This is a genomic window from Pontibacter diazotrophicus (genome assembly GCF_003367245.1).
GTDB lineage: Bacteria > Bacteroidota > Bacteroidia > Cytophagales > Hymenobacteraceae > Pontibacter > Pontibacter diazotrophicus.
On the sequence record NZ_QRGR01000008.1, the window covers coordinates 44339 to 59898 of the forward strand.

16 protein-coding genes are annotated in these 15560 nt (G+C 48.5%); 7 read left to right on the forward strand and 9 right to left on the reverse strand.

Annotation, left to right across the window (positions count from 1 at the left end):
* The first annotated feature begins 113 nt into the window (after positions 1-113).
* The 5 genes from DXT99_RS08325 to DXT99_RS08345 are packed head-to-tail and all read left to right on the forward strand — an operon-like array spanning position 114 to position 7025.
* On the forward strand, positions 114-746 hold the full coding sequence (locus tag DXT99_RS08325) for a TetR/AcrR family transcriptional regulator (protein WP_115565087.1): 633 nt from the start codon (positions 114-116) through the stop codon (positions 744-746).
* 31 nt (positions 747-777) lie between these two features.
* Complete coding sequence (locus DXT99_RS08330) at positions 778-2145, forward strand: TolC family protein (RefSeq protein ID WP_115565088.1); 1368 nt, start codon at positions 778-780, stop codon at positions 2143-2145.
* Positions 2146-2177: 32 nt separating this feature from the next.
* On the forward strand, positions 2178-3323 hold the full coding sequence (locus DXT99_RS08335) for an efflux RND transporter periplasmic adaptor subunit (protein WP_115565089.1): 1146 nt from the start codon (positions 2178-2180) through the stop codon (positions 3321-3323).
* A gap of 18 nt (positions 3324-3341) precedes the next feature.
* Entirely contained in the window at positions 3342-6764 is a 3423-nt protein-coding gene (locus DXT99_RS08340) for an efflux RND transporter permease subunit (RefSeq protein ID WP_115565090.1), read from the forward strand.
* A gap of 6 nt (positions 6765-6770) precedes the next feature.
* Positions 6771-7025 (forward strand): acyl carrier protein, encoded by a 255-nt coding sequence (locus tag DXT99_RS08345; RefSeq protein WP_115565091.1) that lies wholly within the window; start codon positions 6771-6773, stop codon positions 7023-7025.
* Positions 7026-7422: 397 nt separating this feature from the next.
* Here DXT99_RS08345 and DXT99_RS08350 read toward each other — a convergent pair whose 3' ends face one another.
* From DXT99_RS08350 to DXT99_RS08365, 4 genes are all read right to left on the reverse strand, one after another.
* Positions 7423-8127: a M48 family metallopeptidase gene (locus DXT99_RS08350; protein ID WP_246000583.1), complete on the reverse strand. Its 705-nt coding sequence runs from the start codon at positions 8125-8127 to the stop codon at positions 7423-7425.
* Between the two features lie 295 nt (positions 8128-8422).
* Positions 8423-8620 carry a hypothetical protein gene (locus DXT99_RS08355; RefSeq protein WP_115565093.1) on the reverse strand — a complete coding sequence of 66 codons (198 nt, stop codon included), beginning with the start codon at positions 8618-8620 and terminating at the stop codon, positions 8423-8425.
* Positions 8621-8637: 17 nt separating this feature from the next.
* Positions 8638-9189, reverse strand: coding sequence for a YkvA family protein (locus DXT99_RS28085; protein WP_115565094.1), 552 nt, complete (start codon positions 9187-9189; stop codon positions 8638-8640).
* Positions 9190-9408: 219 nt separating this feature from the next.
* A complete protein-coding gene (locus tag DXT99_RS08365; RefSeq protein ID WP_115565095.1) occupies positions 9409-10032 on the reverse strand; it encodes a C40 family peptidase in 624 nt (207 codons plus the stop codon).
* Positions 10033-10324: 292 nt separating this feature from the next.
* Here DXT99_RS08365 and DXT99_RS08370 point away from each other — a divergent pair, with 292 nt between their 5' ends.
* A complete protein-coding gene (locus DXT99_RS08370; RefSeq protein WP_115565096.1) occupies positions 10325-10702 on the forward strand; it encodes a hypothetical protein in 378 nt (125 codons plus the stop codon).
* A gap of 146 nt (positions 10703-10848) precedes the next feature.
* Here DXT99_RS08370 and DXT99_RS08375 read toward each other — a convergent pair whose 3' ends face one another.
* Entirely contained in the window at positions 10849-11481 is a 633-nt protein-coding gene (locus DXT99_RS08375; RefSeq protein ID WP_115565097.1) for a thioredoxin family protein, read from the reverse strand.
* Between the two features lie 11 nt (positions 11482-11492).
* Positions 11493-11993: a TlpA disulfide reductase family protein gene (locus DXT99_RS08380; RefSeq protein ID WP_246000584.1), complete on the reverse strand. Its 501-nt coding sequence runs from the start codon at positions 11991-11993 to the stop codon at positions 11493-11495.
* A 146-nt stretch (positions 11994-12139) separates the two neighbouring features.
* Here DXT99_RS08380 and DXT99_RS08385 point away from each other — a divergent pair, with 146 nt between their 5' ends.
* Positions 12140-12700 (forward strand): type 1 glutamine amidotransferase domain-containing protein, encoded by a 561-nt coding sequence (locus DXT99_RS08385; protein ID WP_115565098.1) that lies wholly within the window; start codon positions 12140-12142, stop codon positions 12698-12700.
* A 71-nt stretch (positions 12701-12771) separates the two neighbouring features.
* On the opposite strand, the gene DXT99_RS08390 is transcribed toward DXT99_RS08385, so the two are convergent.
* The 3 genes from DXT99_RS08390 to DXT99_RS08400 form a co-directional block, all read right to left on the reverse strand.
* A complete protein-coding gene (locus tag DXT99_RS08390; protein ID WP_115565099.1) occupies positions 12772-13320 on the reverse strand; it encodes a DUF6992 family protein in 549 nt (182 codons plus the stop codon).
* A 121-nt stretch (positions 13321-13441) separates the two neighbouring features.
* Positions 13442-14170, reverse strand: coding sequence for a YceI family protein (locus DXT99_RS08395; RefSeq protein ID WP_115565100.1), 729 nt, complete (start codon positions 14168-14170; stop codon positions 13442-13444).
* A gap of 165 nt (positions 14171-14335) precedes the next feature.
* Entirely contained in the window at positions 14336-14965 is a 630-nt protein-coding gene (locus tag DXT99_RS08400) for a porin family protein (RefSeq protein ID WP_115565101.1), read from the reverse strand.
* Between the last annotated feature and the right edge of the window lie 595 nt (positions 14966-15560).

The window sequence follows — 15560 nt, forward strand, 5'->3', positions numbered from 1 at the left end:
GTGGCTGTGCTTTAGATTGTAAAACATTTCGGATGCTGAAGAGTTAATCTAAAATTAACCATGGAAACTTTGGGTATTCAAAACGTTTCCATAGTTTTGCGCTGATTTAGATTATGGAAACAGCAGAGAAAACAGACACTAGAAGCAAAATCTTAGAGGCCGCCTTTGGTATGTTCTGCCAGCGGGGCATCAAGAGTGTGTCCATGGATGACATAGCTCAGCACCTGGCCATGTCGAAGAAGACGCTATACAAATGGTTTAAGAACAAGGACGAGGTGGTGTATGAGGCATTGGCCAACTTTCTCTCCTTTGTGCAGCAGGACTGCCAATCGGATGTTGAAAACGCCGGCAACGCAATTGAAGAACTGTTCCATGCCATGGAGATGACGAAAAAGATCTTCACCAGCATTCACCCTTCTATTTTTCATGACCTGCAGAAGTATCACCGCGACAGCTGGAATCTGTGGCAACAGCATAAGGTCAAGTTTATACTGGAGATGATAAAGCAGAACATACACCGCGGTATGCAGGAGGGGCTGTTCCGGCAGGACCTGGATGTGGAAACAATCGCACGCCTGCGGCTGGTGATGATTGAAATGCCGTTTGATGCGCAGCTTTTCCCTCCTTATGAATTCAATATAGCAAAAGTGCAGAAGGATAGCCTGGAGCATTATATGCTGGGAATAGCCACCCTGAAGGGGCATAAACTGATCAACGAGTACAAGCAAATCATTGAAGAAGAATAATACCACTACCTATCTACAGAACAAATAAACCATGAAAAACAAAATCAGCCTGCTGGCAACCTTTCTGCTGTTATGGGGCACGTTCTATGCCAGTGGCCAGGGCGCGCAGTCTTTTAGCCTGCAGCAAAGCATTGACTATGCACTGCAGAACCGCCCCAGCTTGCAGGCCACCCGCAATGAGCAGCGGATTGCGAAAGCACAGGTCGGGGAAGTCCGGGCGATGGGTCTGCCACAGATAAACGGCTCCCTGGATGTAGGGGATAACTTTATTCAGCAGCAGAGCTTCCTGCCTGCAGAGTTCTTTCAGGACCCCGGTAACCCCAATGCACCTGAGCCGGGTACGTTCGTGCCCGTGACTTTTACGCCTGCCTACACCGGAAATGCTACTGTAACAGGTAGCCAGTTGTTATTTGACGGTACCTACCTTATTGGCCTGAAAGCGGCGAAAACATATACAGAACTTTCGCGCAAAACCACTATTCAAAGTGAGATTGATGTGGCCGAGCAGGTATCGAAAGCCTATTACGGTGTGCTGGTAAACCGCGAGCGTTTTGAATTGCTGAACCAGAACCTGGTGCGGCTCGACACGCTGCTGTACCAGACCAGGATCATGTTTGAGAACGGTGTGGCCGAAAAGCTGGATGTGGACCGCCTGCGGGTACAGCTGAACAACCTGAAGGTAGAGCAGCAGAAGACGGAGCGCCTGATGGCCATCAGCGAAAACTTGCTGAAGTTCCAGATGGGCATTGATCAGAAGCAAGCTATCCTGCTGACAGACGAACTGGCGGAAGTAGAAGTGGATGTGAGCAAGGTCAGGCCGCAGAACTTTGAGTATAGCAGCCGCATCGAATATTCTATACTGGAGACACAACGCGACCTGGCAGAGCTGGAACTGCGCAACCGCAAATCAGGCTACCTGCCAAAGCTATACCTGAATGCCCGCTACGGCTACCTTACAGCCAGCAACGACTTCAGCAGCATTACGAAAACCAGCAACTGGCTGGACTTCGGCTATGTGGGGGGGCAGCTGCAACTTCCTATCTTTGATGGCCTGCGCAAGCACTATCAGATTCAGCAGGGCAAAATAGCAGTAGAGAATACCAAGCTGGGTTTCCAGACACTCACACAGAGCATCGACCTGGAGTTGGAGCAGGCTTCTGTAGAGCTGACGAATTCGCTGGATGTGCTGGAGTCGCAGCGGGAGAATATGGCCCTGGCGGAGGAGATTGCCCGTGTGGCTAAGATCAAGTTCCAGGAAGGCGTAGGCACAAACCTGGAGGTGGTAAATGCTGAAACGGACCTGCGGGAGGCCCAGACCAATTACTACGCCGCCATGTACGATGCCCTGATTGCAAAAGTAAACCTGGACAGAGCGACAGGCACTTTGCTGACAAAATAAAACGACTGAAAAATCACTTTCTTAACAAGAACATGAAACGATTTATAGGAATATATGCTATGGCCCTTGTGCTTGGCCTGGCAGCATGCACAAAAGACAAAGAGGCACAGTTGGCTGAACTGAAGGAGAGCCGTGAGAGCCTGGAGCAGGAAATTGCCGAACTGGAGGCAGAGCTGAAAACAGGGGGCACCACCGTGGCTGCACAGAAGAAGACAGTGCCGGTGTCGGTTTCTGCGCTGGAGCAGGATACTTTCCGGCACTACCTGGAGGTGCAGGGCAGAGTTGACTTTGACCAGAATGTGCTGGTGAGCGCAAAAGTGCCGGGCGTGCTGACAAGTGTTCGTGTACAGCCCGGCGACCGTGTATCGAAAGGGCAGACCATGGCTACAATTGATGCGCAGGTGCTGGAGCAGAACATAGCAGAAGTAAGAACACGCAAGGAACTGGCCGATGTGGCTTATGAGAAGCAGAAAAACCTGTGGGACCAGCAAATCGGCACCGAAATGCAGTACCTCACGGCCAAAAACAACATGGAGGCTCTGGAGCGCAACCTGGCAACACTGCAGCAGCAGCGCGACCAATACAACATCAAAGCCCCGGTAAGTGGGGTAGTGGATGAGGTGATTCCGAATGCGGGTGAGGCTGTATCGCCAGGTATAGGCATTATCCGGGTGGTGAACCTGCAGGGTGGTAAAATAGTGGCAGAAGTATCGGAGGCTTACCAGGCCAAAGTCAATAAGGGCGACCAGGCGGTCGTTTACTTCCCGGACCTGCAGAAGGAGGTAGAGACGACGGTAGAGGTGGTGAGCAATTTCATTAACCCGACCAGCCGGACCTTTACTGTGGAGCTACGTCCGAAAAGCACGCAGGACATCACGCTGCGCCCGAACATGGTGGCCGTGGTGCGCATCCAGGATTATAAAAATGAAGGCACGATTGTGCTGCCTGTAAACCTGGTGCAGAAAGACGAAAGGGCCGAATATGTGTATGTGGCCCAGCAGGAAGGTGACCAATATGTAGCTACGCGCAAAGAAATTACAACGGGTATGAACTATGGCGGAAACGTGGAGGTGCTGAGTGGCCTTTCCGCTAACGACAGAGTGATTACGGCAGGTTACCAGAACGTGAACGAAGGGCAGCCGGTTGTATTCACAGAAAACAGCCTGACCCGGAAATAAGACTTTAAATCAAAAACTATGAAACAGTTCAAGCCAACCAGTTGGTCCATCGATAATAGAACAAGTGTCTATATTGTTACCATCATCATTACGCTGGTAGGTATATTCTCTTATATCAACCTGCAGAAAGAGAATTTCCCTGATGTTGTGATACCAACTGTGATGGTGGCGACAGTATACCCGGGTACCTCCCCATCCGATATGGAGAACCTGGTAACACGCCCCATTGAAAAAGAGATTAAAGCTATCAACGGGGTAAAGGAAGTGACATCCAATTCCCTGCAGGACTTTTCTATTATTACGGTGGAGTTTGAGACGGATGTGGAAGTGCCAGAGGCAAAGCAGCAGGTGAAAGATGCCGTGGACAAAGCCCGTACCGACCTGCCGACCGACCTGGACCAGGAGCCAAATGTGCAGGAGGTGAACTTCTCCGAAATTCCGATTATGTATGTGAACGTGGCAGGTAACTATAGTCTGGACCAGTTGAAGCAGTATGCTGAGGACCTGCAAGACCGTATTGAGGGCTATCCTGAGATTACGCGTGTAGACATGGTAGGTGCGCTGGATAAGGAGGTGCAGGTAAACGTGGACCTGTATAAAATGCAGGCTGCGCAGGTAACGTTTACAGATATCTCTAACGCCATCGCAAGGGAGAACATGACCATCTCAGGCGGTAACGTAACGGTTGGCGAAGCCAAGCGATCGGTGCGCGTAGTAGGGCAGTATACAGATCCGAACAAGATAGGCGAAATTGTGCTCAGGTCTGTGGCCGGAGCCAACATCAAACTCAGGGATATTGCAGAGGTGAGAGAAGGTTTTGAGGAGCAGGTAAGTTATGCGCGCCTGGGCAATCAGCCGGTTATCACCCTGAACGTGATCAAGCGCAGCGGCGAGAACCTGATTGAGGCCTCAGACAAGATCCGCGAAACGATTGATGAGATGCAGGGGGCTTCCCTGCCAGCCGACCTGGTCATCACCATCACCGGTGATCAGTCAAAAATGACGCGCCACACGCTGAATGACCTGATAAATACCATTATCATTGGGTTTGTGCTGGTAACGCTGGTGCTGATGTTCTTTATGGGTACTACCAACGCACTCTTTGTCGGTCTGTCGGTGCCAATCTCTATGTTCGTGGCATTCCTCATCTTCTACTTCTTCGGTATCTCGCTGAACATGATTGTGCTGTTTGCCTTCTTATTGGCCCTTGGTATAGTAGTGGACGATGCGATTGTGGTTATTGAGAACACGCACCGTATTTACCACACCACTAACTTAAGCGTCGTAAAAGCGGCGAAGGTAGCTGCAGGAGAAGTGTTTGTGCCGGTGCTGGCGGGTACCCTTACCACCATTGCCCCGTTCTTTCCGCTGCTTTTCTGGCCGGGCGTGGTAGGTAAATTCATGCAGTTCCTGCCGATTACCCTCATCGTAACGCTGGTGTCGTCGCTTTTGGTGGCCTTTATCATCAACCCGGTGTTTGCGGCTTCTTTCATGAGCAAGCACAGCGAGCACCCGGCATCACCACGCTCCAGCAGAACCTTCTGGATTCTGATAGGAATAGGCTTTGCCATCGTGGTAATAGGTTACCTGACAGGTTGGTACGGTGTAGCTAATTTGGCCCTTCTTGTCGTATTCCTCGTGCTTCTGAACAAGTATGTGCTCACAGGTATGATTGATAAGTTCCAGAACCGTGTGCTGCCGCGCTTTATGTCCGGCTACGAAAGGCTGCTGCGCTGGATGCTGGTGGGCTGGCGCCCGATTGGTGTCTTTGCCGGTACAATAGCTTTGCTGCTGTTTTCCTTTGGAATAGCTTATCTGTTTCCGTCTAAGGTGGAGTTTTTCCCGCAGGGCCAGCCTAACTTTGTTTATACCTACATCAACATGCCAATCGGTACGGATCAGGCCGTGACGGACTCCGTGACAAAAGTGGTGGAGCGGCGCATTTACAACGTGATTGGAGAGAATAATCCGAATGTAGAATCCGTTATCTCCAATGTAGCCATCGGTGCCGGAGACGTGAATGATCGCTCTACTACGCCGCAGTCTCATAAGGGAAAGGTTACCGTTGCCTTTGTGGAGTATAAAGACCGTGAGGGTGAGCAATCGACCAGCGAATACCTGACCGGAATACGGGAATCTGTAAAGGGTATACCCGGAGCAGACATCACCGTGGACAAGGAGCAAAGCGGCCCGCCGGTGGGTAAGCCTGTTTCGGTGGAAATAGCCGGAGAGGATTTTCAGGGCCTGATTGCACTGTCGAAGCAGGTGGAGCAGTACATCGACCAGCAGAATATTGAAGGTATAGAGGAGTTGCGCTCCGACCTGGAAGACAGCAAGCCGGAGATTGTGATTAACATCAACCGTGAACGGGCAAACCGGGAGGGCATTTCTACAGCGCAGATTGGGCAGGAGGTGCGTACAGCCATTTTCGGAACTGAGGCATCAAAGTTTAAGCTGGATGAGGAGGAGTATCCGATTCAGGTTCGTTACGCAGAGCCATACCGTGACAACATCGATGCGCTGATGGACATGCGTATCACGTACCGCGACATGAATTCAGGTTTAGTTCGTCAGATTCCATTATCGTCGGTGGCTACGATAGATTATACGACCACGTACGGAGGCGTGAAGCGCAAGGACCTGAAGCGCGTGGTTACGCTGGAATCTAACGTGCTGGCTGGGTACAATGCCAACGAGGTAGTGCAGCAGATAGAAGAGTCGCTGCAGGATTTTGAAGCACCGGAGGGTTATGAAATCGGTATGGGGGGAGAGCAGGAGCAACAGCAGGAGACCATGGAGTTCCTGATGCTTGCGCTGGTAGCCGCCTTCTGTATCATCTTCCTGATTCTGGTGACGCAGTTTAACTCGGTGTCGAAACCGTTTATCATCCTGTCGGAGGTGCTTTTCAGTATTATCGGTGTGCTGTTAGGCTTCACAATTTTTGGGATGGATATGTCTGTTGTGATGACGGGTGTGGGTATTGTGGCACTGGCAGGTATTGTGGTGAAAAACGGCATTCTTATTGTGGAGTTCACAGATATCCTGCTGGGCGAGGGCAAGGAGTTGAAAGAGGCAATAGTAGAAGCGGGCAAAACGCGTCTGAACCCGGTGTTGCTCACGGCTACGGCCACCATACTGGGCCTTATTCCGCTGGCGATTGGCCTGAATCTCAACTTCTATACCCTGTTCACAGCGTTTGAAGCGGGTTTTTTCCTGGGTGGCGACAGTGTTGCTTTCTGGGGGCCACTGGCCTGGACCATCATCTTTGGCCTTGGATTCGCGACGCTGGTCACCTTGCTGGTGGTGCCGGTGATGTACCTGCTCAACGAGCGACTGAAAGATAAAATAGTAGGTAAAAATAAAAGAGCAGCTGCCGGTGCTTTAAAACAGGCAGAAGACGGAGTGCCAGTGAATGGAAGAGTTAGAGAATATACAGTTTAATAACTTATGGAAATAACAAGTAACGCTATTGAGAAGGAGGTTATCCGTATCATTAGCAGAACCAAGAAAATACAACCTGACCGCTTGCAGGCTGATAAACGCTTGTCTCAGGATTTTGGCTTCGACACAGTGGACCTGGTAGACATCATTCTGCAGGTGGAGAAGAATTTTCATATTACAATTCCAGATGAGGTGCCTATCAACACAGTAGGTGATTTTATTAACTATGTGTCTGCGCACACCATGCGGCAGGCCAGCTAGAACAGAGAAGCTTTATTCATTTTAAAGTGTATCTTTCTTAGTGGCAATGATGAGATAATTCCTTTTAGAATAGAATTTTAGAAAAGAAAAAGCGAGGAGCATACGTTCCTCGCTTTTTTGTTGCTCCAAAAGAGAAGGAGCATGTATGATTTTATGCTGTGGCCGAAGCCTCTGGATTTGGTTTTAAAATGAGTATGACGAAGCCGCTTCATTCTTTCGCGAGAAAGGATGTAAGAGAAGAGGTGAAATGTAATATTTGGTGCATACACAGATGCAGGACATAGGCAGCCATTGTCCTTTTTACCTGTGGTGCCTTATGGATGGGTAATGTGGTGCTCAGGCTTAAAGTCTTTCTACCTGATAGTGGTTTAGTAGAGTTTAATCGATAGGGTGTCGGTTAAAAGATGGAGATACGGAAAGCTTTCAACTTATTGTCTAATTTTTTAGAGTCACCACAAACGCGGTCCAGCAGCGCCCAGAAATTTGGCCCGTGGTTTTTCTCTATAGTGTGCGCCAACTCGTGCAGAATTACGTAATCGCAGAGGGCATCGGGCAGGCGCATCAGGTGCAGGTTCAGGTTAATGTTGTTGTTGTGCGAGCAACTGCCCCACCTTGATTTTGCGTTCTTAATGAATACACTCTGGTACTGAAACCCGAACTTTTCAGCAAAATAAGCCACCCGCTGTGGCAGGTATTGTTTTGCTTCTTTGCGGTAAGCCTCCTCAATAGATTTCCGGATAAATTTCTGCACATCCGGGTCGCGTACATCCTTGAAGGCCGGGTAAAACACGTTGATGTAGCCTTGCTCCACTACACAGCGCATGTCGTAGCGGGCATGGGTAAGCAGGCGCAGGGTGTGAAATCTTGTTTTAAAATCAGACTCATGGGTATACACCGTTACCTTTTCCTCCTGCTGTTGCATGCGGGACTGGTGCTCTTTAATCCAGTCGGCTTTGGTGTAGATAAGCTGCTCGGCTTTCTCAAAACTGATGTGTGGTGGCACGGCAACCCGTACTCCCTTTAGGGGACGCACACTAATGCTCAGGCGTTTTGCTTTGTCGCTCCGTTCAAACAGGACTTTCCCGATTCCATCAATGTGCAAATTTACTGAACTAAGACGAAGGAATGATGATGACACTTGGCTAAGAGTTAAAGTACAAAATCTTACGACCAAATATATAGAATAATTTCCTTAAAAAAAGTCTAAGAGTAAATGATTTGTATGTTTTTAATTAAATTAATGTATTTGTATTGTGCTATATTTTAATACGCCTTATATTCTGTAAGTGTATCACAGCCTGTTTGATGAACCTGCAGGTGCAATTAAGAAGTACAAAAAAGCGGCGGCAGGTTCAATTAAAACCTGCCGCCGCCGCAATTGAATAATTATATAACGCTTATCTCACGTTGCCACCCGTAGGGCCTTCGTCGGTACTTTTTTTAGGTGCACGGGTGCTATCTGTTGTGGCAGAGCGCAAAGTTGATTCCCGTGTATTGGTAACAGTGCCCTTTGCATCTGTCTTGTGCCCCTGCGACGAATGATTGCTGTCGGGCTTGTTTTGCTCCTGGTTTTTATCCTTGTCGTTTGTTTCCATAGTTGTGTCTGGTTTAGTTAAATGTCTGTTCGGGTTGTTTGTGTCTCTACATCGCCTCCCGTTCTGTCGCTGTATTTAGGCGTTCCCCAGGAGGTATCCGCATTGTGCGCCTCATCAGTATGTTGCGGGGCTATCGGTTCTACTTTAACAGCTCTGCTTGCTTCCCATTCTTTATACTTGTCCAACTCTGTTTTAATACTGGCGATGAACCAAGCTAACAGCGTGGCATCGTCTAATAAACCAATTACCGGTATCATATCCGGAATGAGGTCGATTGGTGAAATGAAATAAATAAGAACGGCAATGCCGGCAACCACTGTAGAGGACGGAATGCCTTTGTATTCACCTGCCATGGCCGCTTTTATCATGCGTGTTAGCAGTTGTAGATTCTCCCATACCTCTCCGGCCAGAGCGCTGACTCCTTTGTTGGCAGATGCTTTCTTCAAGGCATCTGTTACGAGTTGCGCTACTTTAGATGGATGCTCCATGTAGGCCTCTGCTTTTTTAAGCATTTTTTTGAAGAAGGGGCTTTGTGCTATTTTTTTGCCTTCCGGTCTCTGATTCTCCATAATTGTGTATGTGCTTATACTTTTTGTGTTTGTGATATCTGTTTAGCTGTGGCCGGGGCCGCCTGCACCGGGTATACACCTATATTTGAGTGCAATTTGCTTAAACAAACGGTAACCTTTCTATACTTGCTCTCTCTAAATTTGTTTAGTTATGAAACAAAAAGGCCCTGCAGTTTTTTGCTGCAGGGCCATGAAGTATTTGTGCGCCTGGCGCAGCATTTAATTCACACGACCAGCTGCATAGAAATAATTACGGTAGTATGACTCCTTGAGAGAACTGACCATAACACCACCACTGCTGGCAGAGTGTATAAACTTGTTGTTTTTAAGGTAGATGCCTACATGAAAGATAGGGCCTTTCGCGCTTCGGCGGAAAAAGACAAGGTCGCCGGTACGTAGGTTGTCTTTCTTGACACGCTTCACGTCCTGAAACATGGAGCGGGAACTGCGGCTGAGGTCGATACCGTATACCTCGCGGTAAATACTGGATACAAAGCCAGAGCAATCGGTTCCTTTCCGGGAGCTGCTGCCGTAGCGGTAAGGGGTGCCTATCCACTTGGAGGCTGTCTCTACCAACTGCTTATAATTAGGGTCTTTGAAGCGGAGTCCCAGCTTTTTAATGTAGTACTCTTCTGTAACGACTTCTTTTTCCTTCAGCTCTTCCAGCACATTTACCTCAAGTGCCCGCACCATGTCCTCTCCTGAATTTATTGCGTAGGGAGTTATAAGAGGTGCGACGGAGGCTGCTTCTGTTGTGGCCGGGCTGGCCGGGGTGATTTCGTAGAAGTAAGAGAGTGCCAGCGAAAAAGCGGCCAGAACGCTCAGGATAATAGGTTTTGTCATAGGGTTTGGCTCGTTTGCAGCCACCGGAGCGGCTAAACAGTTTCACCTTTTTGCGAACAGGCTGGCTGGGTAAAACAGTTTAATTTGAGCCAACCTGCACTGTATCAGATGCTATTGCACCTTTTATAGCTGGCAAATGTAAATACAACTATCCAAAGCACCAAAACAAAAGCCTTAGTTATTTGCCTGTAAATGTGGTGCTTCTGCTAATTGTTGCTGTGCGTTTGCCTGCAAAATACTATTTAAGTCTTGCCTGCGTATAAGCAGGTGTACAATCTTATGCTTTTGAATAATGGATTTTAAAGTTGTAGAACGTTCTCCTTTCGCCAGAATTGCACGCATAGTGCTCAAAAGTAAAAATGTGGCCATGGTGCTCGGGAAAAGCATACATCTGAGCGGTGTATCCCGCGAAGTCTTCCTGAAAGATGAAGGTTGGGTTGCGCACGAACTATGTCATATCCGGCAGTTCAGGGAGCACGGCTACCTGCGGTTTCTATGGCTGTATCTGCTCGAGTCGATGCGGGTAGGGTACTATAACAACAAGTATGAGGTGGAGGCCCGCCTGGAGGGCATGAAGCACCGCCGGCACATGAGCCCCGCTCTGCGTGCGGCCAGTACCATTGAGCCCACAGACGCCCCACTGCCTGCAGATACCAGGCGGGAAGAGTGATTATTTGCACAAAGAACTATTAGACAGAAGAACTTTCGTCACAAGAAGAACAAAAAAGGACAAAAGATGAAGGACTTCTAGGAGTCCCTTCTCTTTTGTCCTTTCCAAATGTCTTTGGTCCAGAGGTTCTTTGTCCGAATATCCGCTTAAGCTGCGCGCCACTTAATGGTACAGCCAATGGCCTTGGTATTTGGCTGGCTTACCTGCTTGTTTTCCACTAGTTCGTCTAAAGCGGCTTCTGCATACTTTTTCTGTACTTTACTGGCGTCCCTGGAGTTGTCGTCTATCGTGCCGATGTAGGCTACTTTCATGCTGCCATCCGCCTGCTTCTGCACAATGTACAGGTGCGGTGTGCGGGTGGCCCCATAGGCTTTCGTGATTGCCTGTGTTTCGTCGTGCAGGTAAGCGAACGGGAAGTTCTTTTCTTTGGCGCGCTGCTGCATCTGCTCGTAAGAATCATCCGGAGACACTTTTGCATCATTCGGGTTGATGGCTACTACCGGATATCCTTTTGGTGCGTACTTCTTGTGCAGCTCAATCAGGCGATCTTCGTAAGCGATGGCGTAAGGGCAGGTGTTGCATGTAAAAGTGACAATAAAGCCTTTGGCGTCTTTATAATCAGCCATAGACTGCATCTTGCCATCCACATTCTTCAGCTTGAAGTCACGGGCGGTATCACCAACCTGGTAGCCGTTGTCAGCGGCTGGCACAGCGGATAGCAGCAGGCCTACAAACAGCAGGCATACCATGTACACGAAAGGCAGTTTTAAATTTTTCATAGGAGTATGAATTATGGTTTATACTTTTCAATCAATCCCTGAAGCTCTTCCTGTGTCATTTCGCGCTCCACAAATTCATACTGACCGCGCTTGTTATTAAAAAGGAAGGTGGCGGGTATGGCACCAGACCATTTCGGCTCCAGTTTATCTATCCAGGTGTTTCCGTCTGCCTCATCGAGCAGCAACAAATTTGACTTTAAGTTACGCTTTTGCACGAATGGTTTTACGCGTTTCTCCAGGTCTTCGGCTGCATCCATACTCACTAAAACTACTTTCACCGGTTGATCTTTGTAGGCCGTACTGGCTGCTTCGAAATAAGGAAGTTCTTTGATACAGGGCTTGCACCAGGTGGCCCAGAAGTTCACCACATACAGGGTGTCGCCCGGCGACTGGCGCAGCTGTTGCAGTTCATCGAACTTTATCACCTTCACGTCCTGGGCAGCGGCAGATGCTGCAGAAAACAGCATAAAGACAAAGGCAGCGGCAAAGCTCTTATAAAGTGTTTTCGTCATGGCAATATAACGTTAAATCTGACCGTGTGTTGTACCTGCTTGCTTTAACAATTTGTTCGCTCCGTCGTTATTAATAAGAGCATGTTTACATTTTATACACATGCTTTAACGCGAACTATTTGTAAAACACGAAAACGAATTTAATAATGGCGAATAAATTAGAAGGAAAAAAGATAGCAATATTAGTAGAGGAAGGATTTGAGCAAGTGGAACTTACAAAGCCACTGCAGGCGCTGAAAGACGAAGGTGCCGAAGCACACATCATTTCCCCAAACAAGAACAGCGAGATTAAGGCCTGGAACCACACCGAGTGGGGCGACAAATTCACCGTTGATAAAAAACTGAGTGATGTGAAGGCCGAAGACTATAACGGCCTGCTGCTGCCAGGTGGCGTAATGAACCCGGACAACCTGCGTGCCAACAAAGAGGCCGTAAGCTTTGTGAACAAGTTTATGGAATCGGGTAAGCCGGTAGCATCCATCTGCCACGGCCCCTGGACGCTGATTGAAACAGGCAAAGTAAAAGGCAAGAAAATGACCAGCTACCATACCCTGCAGACTGACCTTAAAAACGCAGGAGCAGAGTGGGTGGACCAGGAGGTAGTGGTAGACCAGGGGTTGGTGACCAGCCGTAACCCGGATGATATTCCGGCTTTCAACAAAAAGATGATTGAAGAGTTTGCCGAAGGCAAGCACGACCGCTCATAATGATTACCTGAAAAGTAAAAAGCCGCAGCCGGATTTTCCGGCTGCGGCTTTTTTATGTCTGTGCTTATAGCCTACGTTTGTGGGATGAGGCTGAACAGCCTGTCTGCGGAAAACTCCAGCAGCACGACCAGTACCAGGTCGAGCAGGAACAGGAAGAGCCCCTGCAGCACTACGGCCTGCCCCCAACCCTGCATTTGCTCTGTTTTAGGAGAGTTGCGGGACCGCTCCTGCAGGTAAGCACCCATTGCTAGAAAGGCTACATCAAGGCCCACGTTCAGGTACAGAATCTTTTTGTACCAGATATGCTGCTTCAGGCTTTCCAGCAGCGGTTGTGTCGTCGGGTCGCCGGAAATAATGTGATAGAGCGCTGCGCCGGCAATAACCAGGTTCACGATGTTCCAGTACAGGTTCATCTGGAAATAGAACTTTCTGCTGCGCGTGGCCTTGGTTAGTTTAAAGCCCCCTACCAGGATGTTCAGGATTGCCCATCCGCCCAAAATCAACATGCCTACTTTTAGTGTATCTGCCTGTTGCTGGTTAAAAGCCTGAAGGGTGTCAGACTGAGCATTGGCGGTAAAGCCTAGGATTAGCAGCGGTAGCAGGCACCAGAATTTTCTCATACTATACTTCATGTGTTTGAGTAGGAACGCATAAAACCGGTGCTTAGCATACTGAGGGCTTCCGGCTGTGTTAGTGCCCGATATAGAGCTTGTCGGGCTTCTGGGTGTAAGGCGGTAAGGCTTAGTTTTTTACAGGCTTCGCAACAAGGTCTATCCCAATATTAACTTCCGGATAAATAGTTTTGTCTCCTAATGATTCATCCGACCGATAGACCAACCCCCACTTGGTGCGGTCTATATTGAAATTGGCCTTTGCGCGGAGTAAGCTGTCCAGCGTTACCCGGGCCGGGAAGGTGACACTCTTTGTCTCTCCTTTAATGGTCAGGTTGCCGGTGATCCGGTGTGTGGGGTCTTTGATGCGCAGTTCGCTATAGGTGATTTTGGAATCAGGTGTCTCTTTTTTTTCGCGGGTGCTGTCGATACGGGAAACGCTTGTCACTTCAAACGCTGCCGTTGGGTGTTTCTCCACGTCAAAGAAGTCGGCGGAGCGCAGGTGTGTCGTGAGCTTTTTGTTGCTTGCTTCATCTATGGTTTTATCCTCGGAGCGGGTGTTAGCCACGTCCATTATAATGTCGCCGCCAATTAGCAGGCCCTCCTGCATGTGCAACTCTCCATTCTGTATCCGGAATACACCGTTGTGGCGCCCTGTCATTTTCGCTCCTATCCAGGTCACCTCACTTTTGGCGGTGTCAACCACAAAAGTGTTTGCCGGCCTTGTGTTGCTTTTCTTCTCCACGGCCTCGGAGATAATGGCTTCATCTGTTTTAATAGTGGTGTCGCAGGCAGAAAAAGTGAGAAGCAAAACCCCCGATAAAAGCAGGTAAAGCGAGTGCAGGTGTAGCTTGGCCATAGTGTTTTGAATGGTGTAACAGCAGCTATAAAAGATAGCCCATCTACAAAATACGCTGCAGAAGAAGAAAATGATATGAGATAGATTTCTGCTAACCTCAAACAGTCTTCAGGAACCGGGCTAAAACCCGGTTCCTGAAGACTGTTTGTTTCTATGGCGGGAGGATTAGAAGCCGATGCCTATGTAAACCTGAATCACGCCATTTTTGATGTCCTGGTTAATACTATTGCCTGCATCGTCCTCTTTGCGCAGGTCTGCGAGGCCATGCACGTAGCGCGCGCCCAGTCTAAAGCGGTTGATACGGCCCTCAAGCCCGGCTGCAGCACCATAGCTGAAGGTATTATAGGGCCCTAGGTCTATTTCGTTGCCCTCTTCCTTTGACGCTATCATAAGGCCCACCTGTGGGCCCAGGTGCACGCTGAAGTTGTCGGAGATGTTAAATACGGCCAGTACCGGAACATCGAAATAGTTAAAGCGGAAAGTGGAGTCATTGCGCTCATAGCCTGTGCGGGAGTAGAGCACCTCAGGCTGTATGGAGAAGAACTCACCGAAGGCAAATTGAGCGAACACTCCTGCATGAAAATTGGTATGGCCGCTCACATTGCCGAGGTTGTCTTTGTCGCTGCCATGCACGCGGGAGAAGTTTACCCCCGCTTTAATACCAATGCCTTCATTGGGCGCATCGAGCCCGCTAAGCAGGTTGTGGTTTTGCTGTACGGTGGTAGGTCCTTCTACCTGAGCAAAGCCGGTAAAGCTGAAGAATAAGAACAGTGGAAGTAAAAGTATCTTTCTCATAGTGTGTTGTGTTAATGCACTTTTGTAAACATTGTCTGCGTTATGCAGCCTTAGGAGTTAACCTCCTAAGGTCTTTTATACTGTTGTTTGGGAGCATAATGTTGCACTGTTACAGCACAGATGCTCCCAATGACAAAAAATGATATGCCGCAGTCCGACGCGCTGCCTATATATTAGATAATTTATATATAAAGCAAGATGCAGGGGAGGTTCTATATTGTGAAAGTGGTTGTACATCAGTAGTTTGTCTTTGTTGTTGATAGGATAATTCTAATAATGCTAAATTTCTGATGCAGCTCTTCGCGTAAAGGTTCTTATGCTTCGCTAAATATTTAATTTTAGCGCCAATAATATGAAATTGTAAAGATTAGCCCCCCGTTTTTACATAAAGTTAACATCAAATGGTGGACAACTATGGTCTATCAACAAAGTTATCCACAATTATCCACATCAAAAAGGGGGATAACCGGTTGCTTTCTGAGGAATATCCACACTTATCCACCGCTGGTTTTGCACTGCTAAAGCCCTTAGTTATTGGACTGTTTTGCGATACCTTTCTTTAGCATGCTTTCCGGGAAGGATACGAGAAGCGGTA

Excerpts from the sequence above, each read along its gene's own strand:
- DXT99_RS08325 (WP_115565087.1), top strand. The coding sequence starts at position 114 with ATGGAAACAGCAGAGAAAACAGACACTAGAAGCAAAATCTTAGAGGCC.
- DXT99_RS08330 (WP_115565088.1), top strand. The coding sequence starts at position 778 with ATGAAAAACAAAATCAGCCTGCTGGCAACCTTTCTGCTGTTATGGGGC.
- DXT99_RS08335 (WP_115565089.1), top strand. The coding sequence starts at position 2,178 with ATGAAACGATTTATAGGAATATATGCTATGGCCCTTGTGCTTGGCCTG.
- DXT99_RS08340 (WP_115565090.1), top strand. The coding sequence starts at position 3,342 with ATGAAACAGTTCAAGCCAACCAGTTGGTCCATCGATAATAGAACAAGT.
- DXT99_RS08345 (WP_115565091.1), top strand. The coding sequence starts at position 6,771 with ATGGAAATAACAAGTAACGCTATTGAGAAGGAGGTTATCCGTATCATT.
- DXT99_RS08355 (WP_115565093.1), bottom strand. The coding sequence starts at position 8,620 with ATGGAAACAAACGACAAGGATAAAAACCAGGAGCAAAACAAGCCCGAC.
- DXT99_RS28085 (WP_115565094.1), bottom strand. The coding sequence starts at position 9,189 with ATGGAGAATCAGAGACCGGAAGGCAAAAAAATAGCACAAAGCCCCTTC.
- DXT99_RS08365 (WP_115565095.1), bottom strand. The coding sequence starts at position 10,032 with ATGACAAAACCTATTATCCTGAGCGTTCTGGCCGCTTTTTCGCTGGCA.
- DXT99_RS08370 (WP_115565096.1), top strand. The coding sequence starts at position 10,325 with ATGGATTTTAAAGTTGTAGAACGTTCTCCTTTCGCCAGAATTGCACGC.
- DXT99_RS08375 (WP_115565097.1), bottom strand. The coding sequence starts at position 11,481 with ATGAAAAATTTAAAACTGCCTTTCGTGTACATGGTATGCCTGCTGTTT.
- DXT99_RS08380 (WP_246000584.1), bottom strand. The coding sequence starts at position 11,993 with ATGACGAAAACACTTTATAAGAGCTTTGCCGCTGCCTTTGTCTTTATG.
- DXT99_RS08385 (WP_115565098.1), top strand. The coding sequence starts at position 12,140 with ATGGCGAATAAATTAGAAGGAAAAAAGATAGCAATATTAGTAGAGGAA.
- DXT99_RS08390 (WP_115565099.1), bottom strand. The coding sequence starts at position 13,320 with ATGAGAAAATTCTGGTGCCTGCTACCGCTGCTAATCCTAGGCTTTACC.
- DXT99_RS08395 (WP_115565100.1), bottom strand. The coding sequence starts at position 14,170 with ATGGCCAAGCTACACCTGCACTCGCTTTACCTGCTTTTATCGGGGGTT.
- DXT99_RS08400 (WP_115565101.1), bottom strand. The coding sequence starts at position 14,965 with ATGAGAAAGATACTTTTACTTCCACTGTTCTTATTCTTCAGCTTTACC.